This window comes from Limosilactobacillus difficilis (assembly GCF_947387495.1).
Taxonomy (GTDB): domain Bacteria; phylum Bacillota; class Bacilli; order Lactobacillales; family Lactobacillaceae; genus Limosilactobacillus; species Limosilactobacillus difficilis.
Genome location: NZ_CANDNU010000012.1, coordinates 14392 through 34866, shown reverse-complemented (window position 1 = coordinate 34866; position 20475 = coordinate 14392). Strand labels below are relative to the sequence as shown.

Below are 20475 nucleotides of genomic sequence, written 5' to 3'. Positions count from 1 at the left end.
GTAATATGGCGATATTAGTCGACGTCTTCGACCTTTAGAATCTTCACCTTCATCGTCCCGTTAGGAATAGCAATTTCGACTTCTTCGCCTACCTTGTGGCCCAGAAGCCCCTTCGCCATCGGGGATTCGTTAGAAATCTTGCCTGACAGTGGATCAGATTCGGATTCACCGACAATTTGGTAGCTTTCCGGATCCTCATCAGGGAGTTCCTGGAAGGTCACTTTCCGTCCCATGGATACTTCGTTTTTGTCGACAGATTCGTTATCAATGATCACCGCGTACTGGAGCATGTTTTGGATCTGGGCGATCCGGCCTTCAACAAAAGCCTGCTCGTCCTTGGCAGATTCATACTCGGAATTTTCGGATAAGTCACCGTAACTTCTCGCAATCTTAATTCTCTTAATTACTTCTGGGCGACGCTTCAGGCGCAGATCTTCCAGCTCTTGGGCGAGCTTTTCTTTACCTTCGGCAGTCATTGGGAAGCTTTTTTCCTCAGCCATTTAAAACGCTCCTCTTTCATATATTTGTTAGCATTTGCAACACTACCATTTTCAAAAAGAAATGTAAATAGGCAAAGCGCTGCTTTTGTCTGATTATTAGCAACGAGGCCAGTAATCACTTTGTTTTCGCCAATTGACGCTCCTGTAAGGCCGCCACAATTTGCGGAGTCGTCATCGTGCGGCGCAGGTGAAAGGTGCCGGCCTTCACCCCGTGTGTTTTATGGGTTTCCAGATAATAATCAAACACATAGGCGCTTCGCACCAAATGCCGCTGCTTTAAGATGGCCCCTACTTGCCGATCGGTGGCACCACGAGGAATCGTAACCGCGATTGCCTGCCGGTCCGAAGTATTGACGGCCGCCAATCGCGCAGTGAAAACCTGGTGAATAGTCAAGCCGAGAACAACCATCATAATGATAATGATCAAAACAACCGTGTTTTGGCGACGCAGCTGTTTTTTGCTAAAATGATTCATTCTGTTAACGAATCTCAGCGTTCAAGTCATCCTGCAGCCGTTGAACGATCTTATCAAAGGCGGTGTTAACCTGTTCCTCCTTTAAGGTGGCCCGATCATCCTGATAGGTCAAAGTGTAAGCCAAAGACTTCTTGCCGTTTGGCAGATGAACCCCTTCGTAAACGTCAAAGAGGTGAATATCCTTCAAGTAAGCCCCGCCATGTTTGGTCATCACATCGACAACCTCCTGGTTCGTCACCTTGTTGTCAACCAAGAGTGCGATATCACGGGTAATTGCCGGATACTTGCTGATGTATTCATAGTGACGACTCCGCTTATCAGCCTTAATCAGGGCTTCTAAGTTGAGTTCAAAGACGTAGGTCTCTGGAATACGGTAATCTTTAGCAACCAGCGGATGAACCTGTCCGAGATAACCGATCAGCTGATCATCTAAGAGGATGTCGGCTGTTCGTCCCGGGTGCATCTCATTACGGTCATGGTTAGCTACGTAAGTAATCTTGCCAGCAACGGCGATGTTTTTCAGGTATTGTTCAACAATCCCCTTCATCTGGAAGAAATCAACATTCTTCGTCTTTTGGTGCCAATTGTCGGCCGTCAGTTGGCCTGTCAAAACGCCGGCTAAGTGCTCATGTTCAACCGGCCGTGGCTCGCCATTTGGCAAGAAAACCCGCCCCATTTCATACAAGGCAACGTTTGCCACCTTGTGGGCAATGTTATAAGCCACGTCGTTCAACAGCCCACTGATGATGCTCATCCGGGTGGCAACGTGTTCAGAACTCATTGGATAGTCAACCTGCATCGGTTCACGATCGGTCGGTTGGATCTGAAACTGTTTAGCTTTCTTCGCCGTCGTCAAAGAATAAGAAATAGCCTGGTTTAAGCCCAATCCCTCCATGACGTGACGACTAGCCCGCAAAAACTTTTGCCGGCTGGTCAGCCCTCCGACTGTTCGAGTCATCGTCGGCAAAGTTGACGGAATCTTATCATAACCGTAGAGCCGGGCAATTTCTTCGTTCAGGTCAGCTGGAATCGAAATATCCCAGCGCCGCGCCGGCACGGTCACCATAATCTTGTCACCAACGGTTTCAGTCGCAAAATCCAGTCGCCGCATGATGTCAGTAATCTGTTCCGTCTTCAGATCTGTGCCCAGGACAAAGTTAACCCGCTTGGTTGATAATTGGATTTGCCGCGCCTTCACCGCAGCTTGACTGCCGCGTACGATTCCCTTGGCCACCTGGCCACCAGCAAGCTGTTGCAGCCAGTATGCTGCTTCGTTAAGCGCCTTTTCAACGGTTTCAGGGTTGATTCCCCGTTCAAAACGCATTGAAGATTCACTGTGCAGGTCGAGCCGGCGCGCCTGTTTGCGGACCATGACGGGATCAAAAATCGCACTTTCCAGGGCCACCGTCGTCGTGTTGTCATCAACGGCTGTCTCCAAACCACCCATCGTGCCAGCCAGGGCAATTGGCTTGTCGTCAGCAGCAATCACAATATCGTTGGCCTTCAAAATCCGTTCTTCACCATCAAGGGTGGTCATCTTAGTGCCATCTGCCGGGTGTTTCACGTGGATTTCCTTAACTGGCAGCTTATCATAGTCAAAGCTGTGCAATGGCTGCCCATACTTCAAAAGGACATAGTTAGTGACGTCAACCACGTTGTTTTTCGGCCGAACGCCAGAATTCCACAGGCGAATCTGCATCCAGAGCGGGCTCGGTTGGACCTTGACGCCCTTAATAATCCGCATCAGGTAGGTTGGGGCAATCTTTTCGTCATCGACGTGAACTTTGATTAGATCATCGGCCTGCTCTGCCGCATCCTCAGTACATTCGTGAGTTGAAAAGTGCTTTGGCAGGTCGTAAATTGCGGCGATGTCGTTGACGTTGCCATACATGGACAGCATATCACCACGGTTCGGGGTCACGTCGGTGTCAACGATGGTGTCATCCATCCCCAGGTAGGAGAAGATAGAGTCACCGACTTTAGCATCATCTGGCAGGAAGTAAATACCCTCATCGTAATCCTGCGGGGCAATGCTGTTAGAAAAGCCGATTTCCTGCAGGGCACAGAGCATCCCGTTAGACTTTTCGCCCCGGATCTTGCCCCGACGAATTTTGACATTATCAGCGATCCGTGCTCCCGGCAAAGCAACGATCACTTTCTTGCCCGCCTGAACATTTGGGGCTCCACAAACAATTTGAGTCGTCTCGTCAGGGCTGATTTGTACCTGGCAGATGTGCAGGTGGTCAGAATTCGGGTGAGCAACGCACTCCTTCACTTCCCCCACAACCAACTTTTTCAGGCCGTCGCTCGGGGATGACACATCGTTTAAGTCAACCGAGGTCCGGGCTAGTTTTTCACCAAGAGCGGCCGGCGAAATCTTGTTGGCCTTAAGATCAATATATTGATTCAACCAATTGTATGATACCTTCATTTGGCACTATCCTTTCTCGTTGAACTGGGTTAAGAAGCGAACATCATTGAGGTAAAAGTCCCGAATGTCTTCGACCCCGTATTTCAGCATAGCAAAGCGGTCCGGCCCCAAGCCAAAGGCGAAGCCGCCGTATTTCTCAGGATCAACCCCTGACATCTGCAGCACGTTCGGGTGAACCATTCCGGCACCCAGCACTTCAATCCAGCCGGTGTTCTTGCAAATGGCACAACCCTTCCCCTTGCATTTGAAGCAGGTAATATCAACTTCGACTGACGGTTCCGTAAATGGGAAGTAACTCGGCCGCAAGCGGATATCAAGGTCATCACCAAACAGGTTGCGAGCAACCTCTTGCAACGTACCTTTCAGATCAGCCATCGTAACATGTTTCCCGACAACCAAACCTTCAACCTGGTTGAATTGATGACTGTGGGTTGGGTCGTCCGTGTCACGCCGGTAAACTTTCCCTGGTGAAATCATCTTCAGCGGGCCCTTGGTAAAGTCATGCTTTTCCATCATCCGCGCTTGCATTGGTGAAGTCTGGGTTCGCATCAACACACTGGGTGTCACGTAGAAAGTGTCTTGCATGTCCCTTGCTGGGTGATCCTTTGGCAAGTTCAATTTCTCGAAGTTATAAACTTCTTCTTCAACTTCGTCACCAACCGCAATTTGATAACCCATCCCAATGAAGAGATCTTCCAGTTGGTCAATAATTTGTTGGATGACGTGTGGTTGGCCTTGTGCTACCGCCGTTCCAGGCAGAGTAACGTCCAGGGTTTCTGCCTGTAATTTGGCATTTAATATGTTTTTTGCCAGTTCTGCACTCCTCTTTTCAATAGCGGCCTGCAAGTCATTGCGGACTTCGTTAGCGTACTTACCAACTACCGGCCGCTGATCAGCTGCCAAGTCCTTCATTCCCCGCAAAACGGCGGTCAAAGAGCCTTTCTTGCCCAACATGCTGACCCGTACAGCGTTGACTTTATCAGGATCACTGCTGTTGGCAATCTGCTGCAAGCCTTCCTTGCGTAATTGCTCTAGTCTTTCTTTTAAGCCCATGCAAAATCCTCCTCTAATACTGGTGGAACCAATAAAAAAACGCCTCGTCAAAGGGACGAAGCGTTCGCGGTACCACCCTAGTTTGCAGTTAAACTACACACTCAAAAATCGATAACGGTGATCGACCGGGATACCAGGTACCAACTCCGGAAGTGAAATTCGACACGTCTCATCATGAACAGCTTCCAGTCGCTGACTGTCCTTCCCTGTTGATTAAACGAATCTACTAATTTCCATCGACGTTTTTAATCATTAACATTTTAGACTTGACGATCGAAATTCGTCAAGCCTAAAAAAATTATTGTTGACAATACTTATCGCTCCACTGATGAACAGCCTGCATCACGGGAGCCAGGGCCCGTCCTTCACCAGTCAGGGAATAAATAACCCGACTCTCGCCAGGCCGTGTCATGCGGCTAACGATCCCTTCGTCTTGAAGTTCACGGAGCCGTTCACACAAAACCCGGTCACTGCAATCTGGAACGTGATTGGCCAGATCCTTAAAACGCTGGTTTCGTTCGTGCAATAGCACTTCGATGATCAATCCGTTCCACTTCTTGCCCAAAATCTGAAAAGTACGGGTAAAGCGCGGACACAGGTTAAATTCATCTGCAACTGATGATTCTGCCATTACCAAGCCTCCTTACGCTTTGGCCTTAATTAATGCCACCTCACGTCGCACCCGCTTGCGTAACGGCCCGAAGAATTCGTGTTCGGCCTCATAGTCATCCACGAGTGAAACGATTAGACTTTCAGGATAACGCGGCACGGCCAAGGTCGCCCCAAACATGTGCTTGAGGATAATGTCACGTTCCTTTTTGTTCAGTGATGTTAATTTTTCTGCATTGCGCAATGCGACGCGCGGGTGAATAAAGGCATGAGTTCCCAAATCGAACTTGGTTGTTCGCCAATCGTAGTAAAACAAATCGTGCAATAAACCAGCACGGGCAGTGCTCCGGTAATCAAGATGCAAACGCTTGGTGATCCGATAACTATCATAGGAAACAGAGATGCAGTGTTGCAGGCGGTTAGAGTGGTGATGCTGCCGATAATGTGCTAACTTCTGTACTTCTGGTTTTGCTAGTAAATCTTTGACGAGTGACAAGTACTCACGGTCACTACGCCATTCATTCTTTGATTTCATGGAATTGAACCGACCCCTTTTCTATCAAACAAAGCGCTTCATCGGGCAACTGTTCCCTTGCAGAAAAGCAGGTCCATCCCTGCTTACTTAATTATAGTGCATTTCTTACCTTGCCGGCAAGCAATTGCTTAATCATCTTGTTGAAGAGATTGATTCAATTGAAACATTAAAATTCCCGCCGAAACGGCTACGTTTAAGGATTCGGCCCGGCCGCGCATTGGAATATAAAGATTGTGATCCGTTAAAGCCAAAAGGTCACGATCCATCCCGTTACCTTCATTGCCCATGATCAGAGCAAAAGTAGCTGGTGTCTTGACTTTCCGACAATTTTGCGCTGCCGGATTCAATTCCGTCCCGTAAACCGGCGCACCCATCCTTTGGAAAGCTGCCAGCCACTTCTTCAAATCACCGTTATAAAGGTGCAGGTGAAATTGGCTGCCCTGCATCGACCGAACCACTTTGGGGCTGAACAGATCAGCTGTCTTTTCATTGACAACCACACCCGCAAACCCTGCCGCGTCAGCAGTCCGTACCATTGTACCGACGTTTCCTGGATCTTGGACGCTATCGAGCATCAGCCACGCCCCGGTCAGCTGGCTGGGCATCCCATAGGTCGCAGGAATTTCAGCCACCGCGCAAATTCCCTGGGGAGAAACCGTTTCCGTGATGTGTTTAATGATTTCTGGCGTAACCTCATAGACCTCTTCTACCCGTGATACAATGTCACTGTGCTGGGCCAACTCATCTGGTGTCCCGATCAGTTGAACAACCTTAGCACCGTTTTGGAGTGCTTCAGCAACGAGGTGCCACCCGTCCAAAAGGTAGCGCTGGCTTTGTCGCCGAAATTTCTTGGTAGCCAGTTTTTTCCAATTTTTAACGTGCTGGTTGTGAACCGATTTTAATTGTTCTTTCATTACTTTCACCTCAGTGCGCCTATTATACCATCGTTTGATTTTCTTTTTGGGAGGACTCATTCATGCTTAATTATCACTTTCACGTTTACGGTCGCGTTCAAGGCGTCGGTTTTCGGGGAACCGTCTATTACACAGCAACGAAGCTGGGGCTAACCGGCTTCGTGCGCAACGAAAATGACGGCAGCGTCTACATTGAAATTCAAGGCTCCGCAAAAGCCATGCAAAAGTTCAGCGACCAGCTTGATCGCGGAATGACACCTTACGCCCGTATTTCGAAGATCGAAAAGACTAGCGGGCAACTAACAGATTACCGCGCTTTTACAATAGAATACTAGTGACGAGCCTACTTATCGCTTGAACTGTCAATCTTGACAGATTGGTAGCTTTTTGCCTGCTGATAGAGTATGATACAGAAAGTTAATTTTGAAAGGATCTTTGAGTATTCCAATGAATAAAAAACAAGTTAGTCTCATCGCCTTCGGGGGAATGATGACCCTGCTGCTAAGTGGTTGTCAAAAAATCGTCCCAACCGCCCAGGACCCTGCCCATGCGCATCCCCACGGGATCGTTTATCATTACTTGGGCGTACCGATGATGCACATCATGAACTGGCTCGCTGGTTTTCTCGGCCATAACTACGGCTGGGCACTGGTGGCCCTAGTCGTTATCGTTCGGCTGATTCTGCTGCCAATCATGATCAATCAAATGAAACGCTCAACCATGATGCAAGAAAAGATGAACATGATCCAGCCACAAATGCGGGAAATTCAAAAACGCACCAAGGAAGCCAAGACCCCGGAAGAACAAGCAGCAGCAAGTCAAGCGATGATGCAGCTCTATCGCGAAAATAATATCAGCATGACAGGCGGTATCGGCTGCTTGCCGTTACTGATTCAGCTGCCGGTCTTCACTGGCTTGTACGACGCGATTCGTTATTCGCCGCAACTTTACCACGCCACTTTCATGGGGATCCCGCTCGGAAAGCCTAGCGCCTTAATGGCCTTTCTCTCCTTTGGGATCTACCTCTTACAGGCCTGGCTATCGATGATCGGCGTTCCCGAATCCCAAAAGCGGCAGATGTTTGCAGCAATGATCATGTCACCAGTGATGATTCTCTTCATTTCTCTTTCCGCATCAGCTGGTTTGGGGATCTACTTCTTTATCGGCGGGCTCTTCGCCGTCATCCAAACCCTGGCAATCAATGCCTACCGGCCACGAATGCGGAAGCGCTTGGATAAACAGATGAAAGAACACCCGATCAAGAAAGTTGAGCTGCCGCCAGTTCGCCAAGATGATAACTCACATCAATCAACTGTTGAACAGTTGCGACGCACTGATAGTTCTCACCCGACCCCGCATAATACTGGCAAGGGGAATTCTGACTTGCGTCGTCTCAACGCCGGCAAGCAGCATCACAAAAAGTAATTTCGTATCGATAAGGGCTGGACTGTTCCGGCCCTTTTATTTAGGAGCTTTTTTCATGATCAAAAACATTAATAAAAACCAAGCAAGCCTGCAACAAATATCACAACCGGCCCGCTCCACTGATCGACAGGTTGGCCAAGATCTTGCCGACACCCTCGCTGCCCACCATGATCACTGTGTTGGTATGGCTGCCAACATGATCGGGGTCCATAAGCGAATCATCGCTGTATCGCTGGGACCGGTTGACCTAGTAATGTTTAATCCCGTGATCACTGCCAAAAGTCAGCCTTATACCACCCAGGAAGGTTGTCTGAGTTTGCGTGGACAACGACCTGCCAAACGCTACCACCAAATTCAACTGGCCTATCGTGATATGAACTGGCAAAATCACCATATCAAGTTGACCGACCTGGCCGCAGAAATTGTTCAACACGAAATCGATCATTGTGATGGCATCCTGATCTAGTTGACGGTGGGCTTTATTTCCTGCTAAGATGCCAGATAGAGTTCTGATAAAAAATATGGATGCGGAATCGCCGGGTTTCGCCACGATTAACGAACTGGTCCTTCACTGACAGGCGCCTGTTGAGGGGAGGTGGGACCAACCATTTGGGAGGTCTGAATAATGCAACTCAAGCATGAAGTTAATCACTACGTCGTTCGCAACACGGCCGCATCCGTTGGGATGTCGATGTATTTACTGATCGACACCCTTTTTATTTCGATCGCCGCCGGGCCACTGGGGCTAACTGCCTTAAACGTTGCCCTCCCGCTGTTTTCACTCTTCAACTGTTTGGGGATGCTCCTGGGCGTCGGTGGGGCGGCTTATTACTCCCTCAACAAAATCAAACATCCCGAACGCGTCAAATCAACCTATAGCGAGCTGATGATCTTCGGGATCAGCCTGGGTTTGCTGCTGACACTAGCGATTGAGATCTTCATCCATCCCTTAATCTATTTTTTGGGTGGGACGGCCCAAACCTACCAGTTAGCGCACACCTACATTTCAATCATTGCCTTTTGCGCGCCGCTTTATATTGCTAATATTTTGTCGATTAACTTCATCAGAAACGATAACCACCCGAGTCTGACGATGGCAGCCACCCTGACTGAGACCAGCAGCGTCCTGCTTATTGACTGGTTCTTCATCTTCGGGTTGGGTCTCAAAATGGAAGGGGCAGCTCTAGCAACGATTTTTTCACCAGTCTGCTCCCTGTTGATCCTCTCCCGCCACCGTCACTTTCCTCAGCGTCAATTGTCACTGTACTGGACCAAGCCGCGGTTGAAGACGATCAAAGATTCGGCCCAACTAGGGCTGGCAGCTGGAATCAACGAATTGAGCAACGGCTTTGCGGTCTTTGTCTTCAACATCATCCTGCTCCGTATTGCTGGCAACTACGCGATTGCCGCCTATGGAATTATCTCCAACATTGCTTTAATTTCGGTGGCCCTCGCCAACGGGGTTGCCCTTGGAATCCAACCAATTGCCAGTCGAGAGTACGGCATTCACCACTATACCAACGTCAAAAAAGCCTTCTGGCAAGGACTGAAGATTACGATTGCCATCGGGCTGGCAGCTTTTGTCATCCTGACGATTTTCCGTTCGCAAGTGATCGCGCTCTTCAATTATCAGCATCAAGCCGCGATGACCAAATACGCGCTGACCGGGGTGCCGATCTACTTCAGCGGCGCCATTTTCATTAATTCTAACATCTTGATGATTCTCTTCCTGACCTCTATCCGAGCGGCCCGCACGGCTTTTACCATGTCCCTTTTGCGGGGCTACCTCGTCTTAGCACCGGTCACGATCATCCTGGGATTTTCGGTTGGGGTCAACGGAGTTTGGGCCGCCGTTCCCCTGACAGAGCTGATTGTTTCGTTACTCAGCGCCGGCATTATCGGTTATCACTTTAGAAAACTACCGTCAGCTGACGATCATTAAATAAAAGCCAAGGACCTTCATTTTCTTTACGAACGTCCTTGGCTTTTATTATTGACTAAGGTCACCAGACTCTGACTCGTCAGTCGTTGCTGATTATAGGTCCAAACCTGCCAGCTTTGAATACGCCGACCACAATGAACAGGGCGGGCCACCGCCCTAATTTGTCCCTCCCGCACCGGAAGTAAGTGCTGTGTGTTAATATTAAGGCCGACAGCATTATAATCTGGAAGGTGCTCTTTAAGCCAACAGTTCGCGCCGAGGGAAGCTGCAGTTTCCGCGAGAGTCGCGTTGACTCCGCCGTGGACAATCCCGAACGGCTGCATCAATTCAGCCGTGACTTTTACCGCAATAACTGTTTCACTTGCCGTCACCTTCACCGTTTTAATGCCTAGGTAATCTAATAAACTCATAGGAATCCTCACTTTCCAAAGGAGATAAAAAATGACAACTGTAAATTGGCAAGATGTCAAAAAGTATTCAGAAATTATCTTTGAACGGGCCGGTAAGATTGCTAAAATCACGATGAACCGTCCCAAACGGCGCAATGCCTTCACTCCCGTTACCATTCAAGAGATGATCGACGCTTTTACCATTTGTCGTGATGATAGCACAATCGGCGTCATTATCCTAACCGGTGCTGGTGATAAGGCCTTTTCATCCGGCGGTGACCAAGGGGTTCGTGGCAATGGCGGTTACGTCGGCCCTGACCATATTGCCCGGCTGAATGTCCTCGACCTTCAACATTTAATCCGGATCATCCCCAAACCAGTGATCGCGATGGTCAAGGGTTGGTCTGTCGGTGGCGGCAATATCTTGCAACTAGTTTGTGATCTCACAATTGCCGCGGATAACGCTAAGTTTGGCCAAACCGGTCCCAAAGTCGGCAGTTTTGATGCTGGCTACGGCTCCGGCTACCTGGCGCGGGTAATCGGTCACAAGCGAGCCAAGGAAGTTTGGTTCCTCAACCACTTCTACACTGCTGAAGAGGCCTACCAAATGAACTGGATCAATAAGGTTGTTCCACTGGACCAGGTTGAATCCGTCACTCTTGACTGGTGCAACGAGATTCTCCAAAAGTCACCGACAGCTCTCCGTTTTATTAAGGCGGCAATGAACGCAGATACGGATGGTCTGGCTGGCCTGCAGCAACTAGGCGGTGACGCAACGATGCTCTTCTATACCACCGATGAAGGTAAAGAGGGGCGCGACGCCTTTAACGAAAAGCGCAAACCGGATTTTGGTCAGTTTCCGACTTTCCCGTAAAGCGTGATCAACCATGCAAACAGAAAATTGGCTTCTCAAGCAGGCCAGAACGAACCCAGACCACGTGGCAATTGACGATGGGACCCGACGTTTGACTTTTCGCCAGGTCAAAAATCGGGCTGGACAGATTGCCGGACAGTTAGATCAACTAAAGATAGGTAGCAAAGTGGGCCTGCTCAGCGGCAATAATCTTCAAGCCTACCTGTTGGCAATGGCTATTCTTGCAAGTGGCCGCACGATCGTCTGGCTTAACTGGCGCCTCTCTGATGAGGAACTAGCACGGCAGATTGCCGACAGCCAGCTCAACTTATGTCTGGTGAGCGATGAATTACGGCGACATTCAATGGATCAACGCTCCATGACTTTTAGTCAATTCCAGCGAATTCTAGCTGAACCAGCACAGTTGGTGCCTACCTTTGATTCGGACCAAATTGCTAGCATCATGTATACCTCTGGGACAACTGGGCAGCCAAAGGGGGTCTTGCAGTCATTCGGCAACCATTTCTATTCAGCGATTTCTTCCGCGCTCAACCTCGGCTTAACCAAACATGATGAATGGCTCTGTGTCGCCCCAATCTTTCATATTTCTGGCTTTTCCATCCTGATGCGCAGTTTAATTTACGGAATGACCGTCCGCCTGGTAGACAAGTTCCGGACTCCGGCTGTTGAAGAGATTCTTGTAAACGAACCGGTGACGATCATGTCCGTGGTGCCCTTCATGTTAAAGAAACTGCTGACTCACCAGCAAGAAAGCCACCATCACTACCAACACGCTTTCCGCTGCATGCTCCTCGGCGGTGGCACAACCGAACGTCCCGTTTTGGAACAATGTCAAAAACTGGGCATTCCCGTGGTGCAATGCTACGGCATGACAGAAACCTGCTCGCAGATTGTGGCACTGTCCGCTAATGATGCGCTGACCAAACTCGGCTCGGTCGGCCAGCCTCTCTTCACCACCCAGCTGAAATTGTCACAGCAAAACGAGGTGCTTCTAAAAACCCCAGCTCTTTCTCCCGGTTACCTCAACATGAAAGGAAAACTGGCTAGCAAAATGAGTGATGGCTGGTACCGCACTGGTGACGTCGGCCATCTCGATTCAGACGGCTATCTCTACATCGATGGTCGCTTAGATGAGATGATTATCTCCGGTGGGGAAAACATCTTCCCGGCTGAAGTTGAAGCAGTTTATCAACAATTTCCCACCATCGACGAGATCGCGGTCGTTGGCCAGGCCGACGCTGAATGGGGTGCCCGGCCCGTGGCCTTTGTCGTAAGCCAACATAGTTTAAATTCTGCCAAGCTAATCGACTACGGTCGCCAACACCTCGCCCATTATAAAGTCCCCGTCAAGTTCATTGCGATCGATCATTTACCCAAAAACGCCAGTGGCAAGGTACAACGCTATTTGCTGCGGCAGCAATTGACAAATTAGAAATTTCATACAGAAAAAGACGGCTCACGCGTGGTTATTCCACGAATGAGCCGTCTTCTTTACTATTATCTAAAAGCTAATCATCTTCCACAATCGGCAGGGTCACCCGAAAGAGAGAACCGTAACCGAGAGAGCTTTCTAAACTAATCGTACCATGGTAACCTTCAACCAGCCGTTTCGCAATCGACAAGCCAAGGCCGTTGCCACCTTTCTTGCGGCTCCGGGCTTTATCAACCCGGTAGAAGCGATCGAAGACCCGCTTGGCATCCTCAGGACCGATTCCTTCACCAAAGTCTTGTACCCCGATCTCAACAGAATTCAAGTTACGTGACAAGGTGATATGGATCTCCTTGCGTTTATCAGAGTACTTAACTGCATTGTCACAAAGAATGATCAGGATTTGTTCAAGGTGATCATGATAAACCGGCACCTTGACTTTCTCCTTCAGATCATTGTCGAGCATAAACATAAAGTCCGGGTGCACCATTTTATAATCATTGTAAACGTGAGTTACCACGTCATTAACGACTGATTCAGAGCCCTTAAAATTGACATCGACCTCTTCCGCCCGGCTAAGGTCCAGCATCTCTTGAACCAAACTGTTCATCCGGCTCGTTTCCTGGAGAACCGCCTTGATCGACGAGTCCAGCAACTTAGGATCCTTCTTGCCCCACCGATCCAGCATCTCCACGTGGCCCTGAATGATAGTGATCGGCGTTCGCAATTCATGGGAAACGTCGCTAATAAATTGCCCCTGCTGATCAATGTAGCGTTGCATCTGATCCAGCATCTCATTGACCATCTGCCCCAGTTCTGACAATTCGTCATAGCGCTTCATCGCCGGCACCCGGATGTCTTTGACCGGATCATTACGAACGGCGACGACTGTGTCATGAATGTCGTCCAATGGCCGCAGTAGAACAAATGACAGGAAATAGCCAAGCAAGCCGGCCGCAATAATAACAAGAATCAGCAGGAGTAAACTGACCAGCCGCAATCGTCGCAAATGTTGATAGTAGGAAGTCAAATGATTTTCTACCTGCAAATAACCGAGAGTTTGTCCTGTCGACTGACTCTTCAGGCGGCGATAAGTAACATAGATCTGGTGCGATGTTCCCCACACCCGGTGCACTTGCTGATCGGCTCCACGTCGTAGCGTCAATTGGGTCTTCCCTGTCGCAAAGAGAAGCCGCCCCTTGGCGTCGTAAACATTGATCGTCAAATCAGCATTTGACAGACTCTGTGCTATTGATTGATGGTAGTAAGAGCCTTCGTGTTCAAGATGACGCGGTCGCTGGTAAAACAGACCGGCAACGGATTGAGAATCGAACTGCTTTTCAGTTCGAAAGGAACTATCGAGGCGCTGGGTCACCGTTGCTGCACTGGTCTGCAACGAGTGACGTTCCTGACGCAACAGATCCGTTGTAAACGCCGAAACAAGGGTCATGGCCAAGACCACGAAGATAATCAGGGAGCCAAGTGCGGTTCCCAGTGCCCACTTGACTTTAAGTGAGACAAAACGGTTCCCTTTTTTTAATTGACGTTTACTCATTGAAAATTCACCTTCAAATCAGGAGCGAATAACGTAGCCCGTCCCACGAACGGTCTGGATGTAACTCTTTTCGCCAGGACGGTCAATCTTGTTCCGGAGGTAACGAATGTAAACGTCCACCACGTTCGTTTCTACGTCAGAGTCATAGCCCCAAACTTTGCTCAAAAGATCCTTCCGGGACATCACGACGTTGATATGTTCCATCAAGATCAGTAGCAACTCGTATTCCCGTTTGGTCAGGTTGATGACCTCATCACCACGCCGAACAACTCGGTTCTCTTTTTCAATCGTCAGGTCCTTATAAGTCACCGTCGTCTGGTGAGATTCGTTGTTGCCATCTTCGATATTGATCCGCCGCAACAAGGCCCGTACCCGGGCTAATAATTCTTCGATTGCAAAAGGTTTGACGATGTAATCATCCGCCCCGTGATCCAAGCCAGAAACCCGGTCGATCACAGAATCACGAGCCGTCATGATGATGATTGGGGTATCCTTGAGTTCCCGAACCCGCCGGGCAACTTCAAGTCCGTTCAATTCTGGCAGCATCAGATCCAAAAGAATGACATCAAAATCCTGATTCAACGCGGCATCCAAGCCTTCCCGGCCGTCCAGCTCAACGTCCGTTTCGTATCCTTCGTGCTTTAATTCCAGCTCCACAAAGCGTGCCAGATTCTCTTCGTCTTCGATAATTAAAATCCGACTCATTTTTAAACTCCCTTTATTAATCTCGGGATCCCTTTTGGGACCGTAACACCTTTTAATTTTAGCATAGTTTCGCGGCATGCTTACCGCAGATCATTAAAAATTTTCTTTGATTTTGCTCAGATCGTCTACTTCCAAAAAAGCACGGCCCGTGCCATTCACCACGTCCGCGCTTCATTGAATTTCACTGTTAGCCGTCTACCACTTTAATTGCCAGCGACTCTGATTGTCAGCATCGTAACTTGGCGTAAAGAATTGCGCATGGATGATGTCGTGATAACAATGCTTTGAAATCAGCATGTAGTTCCACTGGTTCGTCCCTGCTCCTTTAGTATTATTGCCGCCAGAGTAAAGACCATTCTGCTCGGCCGCAATAATGTCACCATTGGCCAAGACATGAATGACGACGAAAGTATGACCATAGGGATTGGTACCTAACGGCTCAGGGTGGTCATGCCCTGTCCCGGCAATTGCCCCGGCATGGGGTACCGAGCTTGTGTGACCGCCCACCGCTTTCGCCCAGTCGGCAGCTGCATCGCCGCCCATGGCAACCTTAACCTGCGGAAGCCGTTGCTCGCTACCCTTTTGAGCCCACAAGGCATAAAAGTAACTCGATGCAAAACCAACACACTGGTCAGCAGCGACCCCTTTGCCATTGAACCAACCGCTAGGATCCTGATATGCTAACCCAGCCGTCCGCGGTGTTTGCAAGTACGGCTTGATGTCCTCTGGCTCTTCCCCCAGGTACCAACGCTCTACCCCGCCGTTATTTTTGTCAGGATCTTCGGCGACATGCCCTGTCCCGTCCGGTCGCAAACCGTACACGGTGTTGGGCGTAAAGAAATCCGTACTGGTCCCCACCGGCAAAATCGTATTTGCGGCGGACTGACTATCACTTGTCGTTGTGCTCATGGCCGCATCAGAGCTACTAGGCCGGTTTTGGGAAGAGCTAAGACTGTTGGCTGCTGACATCGACTTAGGAACCGTCAGCTGAGTGACCAGTTTGACTGGTTGGTGTTGATGATAAACAGCAGCGGCCGTCTGAATTGGCATCAAGGCAACTGAAGATAAAAGTGTCAGCAAACCCAAGCGATTGATAAAATGGCGCGACATATGCGGAACGAACAAAATGTTTTCCCCCAAAAGTTTTTTCTTAACCGTTATCCAATATAGCAAATTAGTACCTGCAAAGGGGAAAAGCAATCAATCTGTAACGTGAGAACAACTATTTTGTAACATAGGAAAAGAAAAGCCCTGAAGAACCGGTTTCTTCAGGACTTTTCTTTTGATTTAGTTGTTAGTCTTAACAACCTGTTTGCCATCGTAGTAACCGCAGTTAGGGCAAACCATGTGTGACTTGCGGAGTTCACCGCAATTTGGGCAAGGTGCCAAGCCAGGAATCGTCAACTTAATGTGACCCCGACGAGTACGCTTACGCATCTTAGACTTCTTACGTGCTGGAACAGCCATTTAAGACACCTCCTTATAAAAGAATCATCCACAAAGGTTTTTAACCGCCGGCTAATGCTTTTCATCCTGATCAGGAAATAAATTTTTCAACTTCGCCAGGCGTGGATCAACTTGTTCACTGTTGCGTTGTTGATGCTCTTGGTCACTGATCACCGTCCAGCCTTTGCCGTGCGGCATCAATTGCTTTTGCTTTTCGTCCTCCGTTAAAACACGCGAGGGGATCTGCTCAAAGATATTTTCAACCAAAGCATTGTCCAAATCAATAGCGGATTCGTCTGGATCGATGGTGAAGACAATTTCATCGCGATCATAACGCTCGCGGTGCGTCTCATCACCGATATAAGTCTCCGTAAAATCAAAGTCTAATGGCAACTCCACCGGGGCCAAAGACCGGCTCGATGGAACTGTAATCGTCGTTTTGACATTTATGGACAGCGTCGCGTCTCCCCGCTCATAACTTAGATAGCCATCAACCTGGACAGGCTGGGCTGCTAATACCTGCTTGGGAAACCGCTGGGTCAGAGACGAATCCAGCTGGAAAGTCTTGGTAATATGAAGGGCTTGGTCAGCATATTGCTTTGCTTCTTGTAAAGACCATTTCATTGCCAAACCTCCTAATGCAACATTTTGAATTATACTAGGTCACTTATTAGTTGTCAATGTTTATTCCTTGACAGCAATCCGCCAGGGAGCGTGTTTAAGATCCTGCTCCGCCCCGTTAAAGAGTTGGTAGAGTTTGCCGGCCCGATAATCGAGAGCCAGATCGTGATCGCGGAGATCTTGATTGACGTTGGTCACAAGGGGAATACTGACTTGTTTCTTAATGGCGTGTAGGTAAGCCTGTCCCCGCGTAGTAAAGCCGAGTACGCGTAGGTAAGGCCTCTGTTGGTGTGTTCGCACTTCTTCTTTAGTCATTTCTAACAGGGTGTAGAGATATGCTCGCAACAAGCGGGCATATGTATAGCGCTTGGACTTAACCGCCCGGTTGAAACCATCAAAGCTTAGATGACGACTAGCGGCCTCCTTCATTCGGTATTCCAGCCCTTCAGCCACTTCATAATATGATCCTAGTTCCTCCACTGGTGCTTGAATCAGATGATTCCGTAACAAGGGATAAAGCCGCGCCCAGCTCGGCACCTGCGATACATGTTGCAAAGCTTTCGCCGTGGACGACGGCACCGCTTGTTCCAGCGACCGGTGCTTGACCACCGCTGTGCGAATCGCGGTCGCACTGGCCAGACGTCCCTCGATGCGTTGATCGTGATAATCATTGCCCCGGCGTTGCAAAGGGAGCAAGTTAAGCGATAAGCCCAGCTGCTGTTTTGCCTTCTCATAGGCAAAGGCCAGAATATCATTCGAACTTGTCAATTGATGCCCCGTCACCGTCTGAAGTTCCTGGTTAAACTGGGTGGCGAAAGTCGCGTTATAGCGATGAAATTCGCTACTAGAGAAGTGCCGTTCGGCCTGGACCATCGCGGCAAAATCCCAGTCAGGGTGCTCAGCTCCAAAAACAACGTCGCAAACCTGCAGCTCGCTCAAAAGCATCAAGGCCCCGCGCGCGAAGAGATGGGCAGGCTCTACTGCATTGAAGATTGGCAATTCAACCACCAAATCGACCCCGTTTTGGAGGGCAAGTTTGGCGCGGGTCCACTTATCAAGGATTGTCGGTTCACCGCGCTGGGTAAAATTACCGCTCATAACGGCAACAACCACATCAGCACCAGTCATTTCTCGTGCCCTGCTCAAATGGTAACGATGACCATTGTGGAAGGGATTGTATTCAGCTACTATGCCTACTGCTTGGATTGTCTTCACCACCTATTTGTGACATTCAAAGAAGTACCGTCGGGTCTTGTCAGCAGGAGACTTTTGACCAAAATCAGCCGAAACCTGGACGTCCTTAAAACCGGCTGCTAGCAAACTTTGTCGCCACCAGGCCAGTGAATATGCTCGTTCAAAATGAGTTTCAGCAAAGCGCTGGTAACTGCCATCATCTTGCTGCTGAAAAATTGCTAGGTCGTGGATTACTCCATGATTAACGTCGTCATTAGCATAACTCGACCACATAAAAGCCCAGCCAGCATCTTCATCTTGGTAGTTGTACATATAACCCGGATAAACCACGTCGCATTGGTAAAGCGTGATCGCATCAAAAAGGAAAACCCCGCCATCTTTGATGTGCCTAAAGACTTGTTCCAAAGTTTGCTGAACGTCTTCGGGTTGCGGCAAATAATTCAACGAGTCGGCAAAACAAGTTACCGCGTCATATTTTGGTAAACCAGCCAGCTGCCGCATATCTGCAGCAATCAGCCGAACGTCCACCCCTGCTGCACCGGCATGTTCACTCGCTAAGGCAAGCATCTCTTCAGACTGGTCGAGGTTGGTCATCACCATCCCCCGCTGTGCTAATAAAACTGCCAAGCGGCCAGCTCCGCCCGCTAAATCGAGCACTGCTGGCCGCCTGTTTAAAATGCGACTGACGGCATAGTCCGCCCACCGTCGATACTGTTCTTTGTCAAAGATGGCATCGTAAACCTGAGCAAAACTCGAATAGATCGCCATTAGTCTTTAACCCACTGACTGACGTCAACTTCTGGTGTCTCAGCCCAGAGTTTCTCCAAGTTGTAGAATTGCCGCGTCTCTTCCCGAAAGACGTGAACCACCACATCTCCCAGGTCGATCAGAACCCACTGGGCATTGTTCTTGCCTTCAACACTGCCAATTTCGACCCCATTTTCATGGGCAGCTTCAACAACAGCGTTAGCAATCGCTTGTACTTGCCGGTTAGAACCACCGGTCATAATTACGAAATAATCCGCCATCGGACTGATTTGGTCAACTTTCAGGGCCACAATATCTTCAGCCCGTCGACCATCAGCCGCTTTAATAACCATTTCTAATAAATCTTTACTATTATCCATTAATTTCTCCTTCATATTTGGGCACCCAAGCATTATAGGTCAGAATCGTTGCCGGGTAGATTGGTGAACCATGATCAAGCAAATACTCCAAAGTCCTTTTAGTTTGGTAGGCCACCCCCAGGGCAAGCAACTTATGGGTTAACTGCCGAGCTTGTTCGACTCCCGGAAAGTCCCGACCCGGTTCAATATAGTCAGCCATGTATACCACCTGCTCGAGCAGGCTCATGGTCGCGTCGCCGGTCGTGTGGTGACGAATGGCATTGAGAATGTCTTCATCCCAAACGCCGAGCTCGTGCTTGACCAGTTCGGCACCAACGACACCATGCCAAATTGGGTTAGCCCAATTCTTTAAATCTGGCGCTAAGCCATAACGATCAATGGCAGCTAAAAAATCAGCATCCGAACGCTGTTTGGCGTAATCATGGCACAGACCGGCAATGCTGGCCTTTTCAAGATCAACCCCGTTGGCCTTTGCCAGGTCGATTGCTGTCTGTTCAACACGAAGAACGTGATGAAAGCGATTCGAATCCAGCGCTATTTTCAACTTTGCCACTAGCTCGTCCCGCGTCAGGGGGATGAGCTGTTCGGAATAATCACTAATGCTTGTCATAATACAGATGATGCTCCTCAATATAGTCCTCGACAGCGGAAGGAACCAAGTAGCGAATAGACCGGCCGTCTTCGATTCGCTTGCGAATGTCGGTCGAACTGAAATCAACTTGCGGCACGTCCACCCAAATCACCGGATACTTACTGATATTATTGGCCTTGGGACGCCGAACACCGACAAATTGGACCATCTTAGCTAAGGCGCCGATCTTGTGCCACTTTGGCAAGTAATCAACCATGTCGCCGCCGATAATAAAGTAAAAATCAGTATCCGGATGACGATTTTTCAAGCGCTTAATCGTGTCGTAGGTGTAACTGACGCCCTTGCGGTTAATTTCGTCTAATTCCAAACCAAAAAATGAATTATCGGCAATCGCCAGGCGAATCATGTTCACCCGGTCTTCAGCAGCAATGGCGCTCTTGTGGTCAACGTGGGGCGGCTGATAATCTGGCATAAACAGTACCCGGTCTAAGCACAGGGCTTTGCCAGCCTGATCGGCAACTAAGAGGTGAGCATTGTGGATGGGGTTAAAAGTCCCCCCATAAATGCCAACACGTTTACGGCGTCCGAATTGGACCCGTTGGGGCCGAACTTGTGGAATCACAGATGATGCTACTGAAGTTTTTCTTTGCACAATTGCT

The 20475-nt window shown here is 49.1% G+C and carries 24 protein-coding genes and 1 other annotated feature; of the genes, 6 read left to right on the top strand and 18 right to left on the bottom strand.

The window, feature by feature from the left end:
* Positions 1 to 14 precede the first annotated feature (14 nt).
* The 7 genes from greA to QOR82_RS03820 form a co-directional block, all read right to left on the bottom strand.
* Positions 15 to 500 carry a transcription elongation factor GreA gene (greA, locus tag QOR82_RS03850; RefSeq protein WP_283583452.1) on the bottom strand — a complete coding sequence of 162 codons (486 nt, stop codon included), beginning with the start codon at positions 498 to 500 and terminating at the stop codon, positions 15 to 17.
* 115 nt (positions 501 to 615) lie between these two features.
* Entirely contained in the window at positions 616 to 975 is a 360-nt protein-coding gene (locus QOR82_RS03845) for an endolytic transglycosylase MltG (protein ID WP_283583451.1), read from the bottom strand.
* 4 nt (positions 976 to 979) lie between these two features.
* A complete protein-coding gene (pheT, locus tag QOR82_RS03840) occupies positions 980 to 3406 on the bottom strand; it encodes a phenylalanine--tRNA ligase subunit beta (RefSeq protein WP_283583450.1) in 2427 nt (808 codons plus the stop codon).
* Between the two features lie 6 nt (positions 3407 to 3412).
* A complete protein-coding gene (locus QOR82_RS03835) occupies positions 3413 to 4459 on the bottom strand; it encodes a phenylalanine--tRNA ligase subunit alpha (protein ID WP_283583449.1) in 1047 nt (348 codons plus the stop codon).
* 48 nt (positions 4460 to 4507) lie between these two features.
* Positions 4508 to 4708: a binding site (T-box leader), on the bottom strand.
* Positions 4709 to 4757: 49 nt separating this feature from the next.
* A complete protein-coding gene (locus QOR82_RS03830) occupies positions 4758 to 5090 on the bottom strand; it encodes a winged helix-turn-helix transcriptional regulator (protein WP_283583448.1) in 333 nt (110 codons plus the stop codon).
* A gap of 12 nt (positions 5091 to 5102) precedes the next feature.
* Positions 5103 to 5603, bottom strand: coding sequence for an HD domain-containing protein (locus QOR82_RS03825; RefSeq protein ID WP_283583447.1), 501 nt, complete (start codon positions 5601 to 5603; stop codon positions 5103 to 5105).
* Between the two features lie 128 nt (positions 5604 to 5731).
* A complete protein-coding gene (locus tag QOR82_RS03820; RefSeq protein WP_283583446.1) occupies positions 5732 to 6517 on the bottom strand; it encodes a TrmH family RNA methyltransferase in 786 nt (261 codons plus the stop codon).
* Between the two features lie 62 nt (positions 6518 to 6579).
* Between QOR82_RS03820 and QOR82_RS03815 the strand changes: the two genes are divergently transcribed.
* From QOR82_RS03815 to QOR82_RS03800, 4 genes are all read left to right on the top strand, one after another.
* The gene (locus tag QOR82_RS03815; protein WP_283583445.1) at positions 6580 to 6852 is read left to right on the top strand and encodes an acylphosphatase; all 273 of its coding nucleotides are present in this window, start codon (positions 6580 to 6582) and stop codon (positions 6850 to 6852) included.
* Positions 6853 to 6964: 112 nt separating this feature from the next.
* Positions 6965 to 7942 (top strand): membrane protein insertase YidC, encoded by a 978-nt coding sequence (yidC, locus tag QOR82_RS03810; RefSeq protein ID WP_283583444.1) that lies wholly within the window; start codon positions 6965 to 6967, stop codon positions 7940 to 7942.
* Positions 7943 to 7997: 55 nt separating this feature from the next.
* Positions 7998 to 8408: a peptide deformylase gene (locus QOR82_RS03805; protein ID WP_283583443.1), complete on the top strand. Its 411-nt coding sequence runs from the start codon at positions 7998 to 8000 to the stop codon at positions 8406 to 8408.
* 159 nt (positions 8409 to 8567) lie between these two features.
* Positions 8568 to 9884, top strand: a complete 1317-nt coding sequence (locus QOR82_RS03800; RefSeq protein ID WP_283583442.1) for an MATE family efflux transporter — start codon at positions 8568 to 8570, stop codon at positions 9882 to 9884.
* Positions 9885 to 9910: 26 nt separating this feature from the next.
* On the opposite strand, the gene QOR82_RS03795 is transcribed toward QOR82_RS03800, so the two are convergent.
* Positions 9911 to 10294 (bottom strand): PaaI family thioesterase, encoded by a 384-nt coding sequence (locus tag QOR82_RS03795; protein ID WP_283583441.1) that lies wholly within the window; start codon positions 10292 to 10294, stop codon positions 9911 to 9913.
* Between the two features lie 31 nt (positions 10295 to 10325).
* Here QOR82_RS03795 and menB point away from each other — a divergent pair, with 31 nt between their 5' ends.
* Both menB and QOR82_RS03785 read left to right on the top strand, forming a co-directional pair.
* Positions 10326 to 11147 carry a 1,4-dihydroxy-2-naphthoyl-CoA synthase gene (menB, locus tag QOR82_RS03790; RefSeq protein WP_283583440.1) on the top strand — a complete coding sequence of 274 codons (822 nt, stop codon included), beginning with the start codon at positions 10326 to 10328 and terminating at the stop codon, positions 11145 to 11147.
* A gap of 13 nt (positions 11148 to 11160) precedes the next feature.
* Positions 11161 to 12579 (top strand): o-succinylbenzoate--CoA ligase, encoded by a 1419-nt coding sequence (locus tag QOR82_RS03785; RefSeq protein ID WP_283583439.1) that lies wholly within the window; start codon positions 11161 to 11163, stop codon positions 12577 to 12579.
* A gap of 76 nt (positions 12580 to 12655) precedes the next feature.
* Here the strand turns inward: QOR82_RS03785 and QOR82_RS03780 are convergent, their stop codons facing one another.
* The 10 genes from QOR82_RS03780 to QOR82_RS03735 all read right to left on the bottom strand — a co-directional run bounded on the left by QOR82_RS03780 (position 12656) and on the right by QOR82_RS03735 (position 20471).
* The gene (locus QOR82_RS03780; protein ID WP_283583438.1) at positions 12656 to 14131 is read right to left on the bottom strand and encodes a HAMP domain-containing sensor histidine kinase; all 1476 of its coding nucleotides are present in this window, start codon (positions 14129 to 14131) and stop codon (positions 12656 to 12658) included.
* An 18-nt stretch (positions 14132 to 14149) separates the two neighbouring features.
* Complete coding sequence (locus QOR82_RS03775) at positions 14150 to 14836, bottom strand: response regulator transcription factor (RefSeq protein WP_283583437.1); 687 nt, start codon at positions 14834 to 14836, stop codon at positions 14150 to 14152.
* A 195-nt stretch (positions 14837 to 15031) separates the two neighbouring features.
* A complete protein-coding gene (locus QOR82_RS03770; RefSeq protein ID WP_283583436.1) occupies positions 15032 to 15961 on the bottom strand; it encodes a CHAP domain-containing protein in 930 nt (309 codons plus the stop codon).
* A gap of 162 nt (positions 15962 to 16123) precedes the next feature.
* The gene (gene rpmF, locus QOR82_RS03765; RefSeq protein WP_283583435.1) at positions 16124 to 16303 is read right to left on the bottom strand and encodes a 50S ribosomal protein L32; all 180 of its coding nucleotides are present in this window, start codon (positions 16301 to 16303) and stop codon (positions 16124 to 16126) included.
* Between the two features lie 51 nt (positions 16304 to 16354).
* Positions 16355 to 16906, bottom strand: coding sequence for a YceD family protein (locus QOR82_RS03760; protein ID WP_283583434.1), 552 nt, complete (start codon positions 16904 to 16906; stop codon positions 16355 to 16357).
* Positions 16907 to 16966: 60 nt separating this feature from the next.
* Positions 16967 to 18109 (bottom strand): nucleotidyltransferase, encoded by a 1143-nt coding sequence (locus QOR82_RS03755; protein WP_283583463.1) that lies wholly within the window; start codon positions 18107 to 18109, stop codon positions 16967 to 16969.
* Positions 18110 to 18121: 12 nt separating this feature from the next.
* On the bottom strand, positions 18122 to 18865 hold the full coding sequence (locus tag QOR82_RS03750) for a class I SAM-dependent DNA methyltransferase (RefSeq protein WP_283583433.1): 744 nt from the start codon (positions 18863 to 18865) through the stop codon (positions 18122 to 18124).
* Entirely contained in the window at positions 18865 to 19224 is a 360-nt protein-coding gene (gene rsfS, locus QOR82_RS03745) for a ribosome silencing factor (protein ID WP_283583432.1), read from the bottom strand. The genes QOR82_RS03750 and rsfS overlap by 1 nt, the downstream gene beginning before the upstream one ends.
* Positions 19217 to 19834: a bis(5'-nucleosyl)-tetraphosphatase (symmetrical) YqeK gene (gene yqeK, locus QOR82_RS03740; protein ID WP_283583431.1), complete on the bottom strand. Its 618-nt coding sequence runs from the start codon at positions 19832 to 19834 to the stop codon at positions 19217 to 19219. The genes rsfS and yqeK overlap by 8 nt, the downstream gene beginning before the upstream one ends.
* Positions 19821 to 20471, bottom strand: coding sequence for a nicotinate-nucleotide adenylyltransferase (locus QOR82_RS03735; RefSeq protein WP_408612915.1), 651 nt, complete (start codon positions 20469 to 20471; stop codon positions 19821 to 19823). Before QOR82_RS03735 ends, yqeK begins: the two co-directional genes overlap by 14 nt.
* Between the last annotated feature and the right edge of the window lie 4 nt (positions 20472 to 20475).

Coding starts and splice junctions, on each gene's coding strand:
- greA (WP_283583452.1), bottom strand. CDS start 500: ATGGCTGAGGAAAAAAGCTTCCCAATGACTGCCGAAGGTAAAGAAAAG.
- QOR82_RS03845 (WP_283583451.1), bottom strand. CDS start 975: ATGAATCATTTTAGCAAAAAACAGCTGCGTCGCCAAAACACGGTTGTT.
- pheT (WP_283583450.1), bottom strand. CDS start 3,406: ATGAAGGTATCATACAATTGGTTGAATCAATATATTGATCTTAAGGCC.
- QOR82_RS03835 (WP_283583449.1), bottom strand. CDS start 4,459: ATGGGCTTAAAAGAAAGACTAGAGCAATTACGCAAGGAAGGCTTGCAG.
- QOR82_RS03830 (WP_283583448.1), bottom strand. CDS start 5,090: ATGGCAGAATCATCAGTTGCAGATGAATTTAACCTGTGTCCGCGCTTT.
- QOR82_RS03825 (WP_283583447.1), bottom strand. CDS start 5,603: ATGAAATCAAAGAATGAATGGCGTAGTGACCGTGAGTACTTGTCACTC.
- QOR82_RS03820 (WP_283583446.1), bottom strand. CDS start 6,517: ATGAAAGAACAATTAAAATCGGTTCACAACCAGCACGTTAAAAATTGG.
- QOR82_RS03815 (WP_283583445.1), top strand. CDS start 6,580: ATGCTTAATTATCACTTTCACGTTTACGGTCGCGTTCAAGGCGTCGGT.
- yidC (WP_283583444.1), top strand. CDS start 6,965: ATGAATAAAAAACAAGTTAGTCTCATCGCCTTCGGGGGAATGATGACC.
- QOR82_RS03805 (WP_283583443.1), top strand. CDS start 7,998: ATGATCAAAAACATTAATAAAAACCAAGCAAGCCTGCAACAAATATCA.
- QOR82_RS03800 (WP_283583442.1), top strand. CDS start 8,568: ATGCAACTCAAGCATGAAGTTAATCACTACGTCGTTCGCAACACGGCC.
- QOR82_RS03795 (WP_283583441.1), bottom strand. CDS start 10,294: ATGAGTTTATTAGATTACCTAGGCATTAAAACGGTGAAGGTGACGGCA.
- menB (WP_283583440.1), top strand. CDS start 10,326: ATGACAACTGTAAATTGGCAAGATGTCAAAAAGTATTCAGAAATTATC.
- QOR82_RS03785 (WP_283583439.1), top strand. CDS start 11,161: ATGCAAACAGAAAATTGGCTTCTCAAGCAGGCCAGAACGAACCCAGAC.
- QOR82_RS03780 (WP_283583438.1), bottom strand. CDS start 14,131: ATGAGTAAACGTCAATTAAAAAAAGGGAACCGTTTTGTCTCACTTAAA.
- QOR82_RS03775 (WP_283583437.1), bottom strand. CDS start 14,836: ATGAGTCGGATTTTAATTATCGAAGACGAAGAGAATCTGGCACGCTTT.
- rpmF (WP_283583435.1), bottom strand. CDS start 16,303: ATGGCTGTTCCAGCACGTAAGAAGTCTAAGATGCGTAAGCGTACTCGT.
- QOR82_RS03760 (WP_283583434.1), bottom strand. CDS start 16,906: ATGAAATGGTCTTTACAAGAAGCAAAGCAATATGCTGACCAAGCCCTT.
- QOR82_RS03750 (WP_283583433.1), bottom strand. CDS start 18,865: ATGGCGATCTATTCGAGTTTTGCTCAGGTTTACGATGCCATCTTTGAC.
- rsfS (WP_283583432.1), bottom strand. CDS start 19,224: ATGGATAATAGTAAAGATTTATTAGAAATGGTTATTAAAGCGGCTGAT.
- yqeK (WP_283583431.1), bottom strand. CDS start 19,834: ATGACAAGCATTAGTGATTATTCCGAACAGCTCATCCCCCTGACGCGG.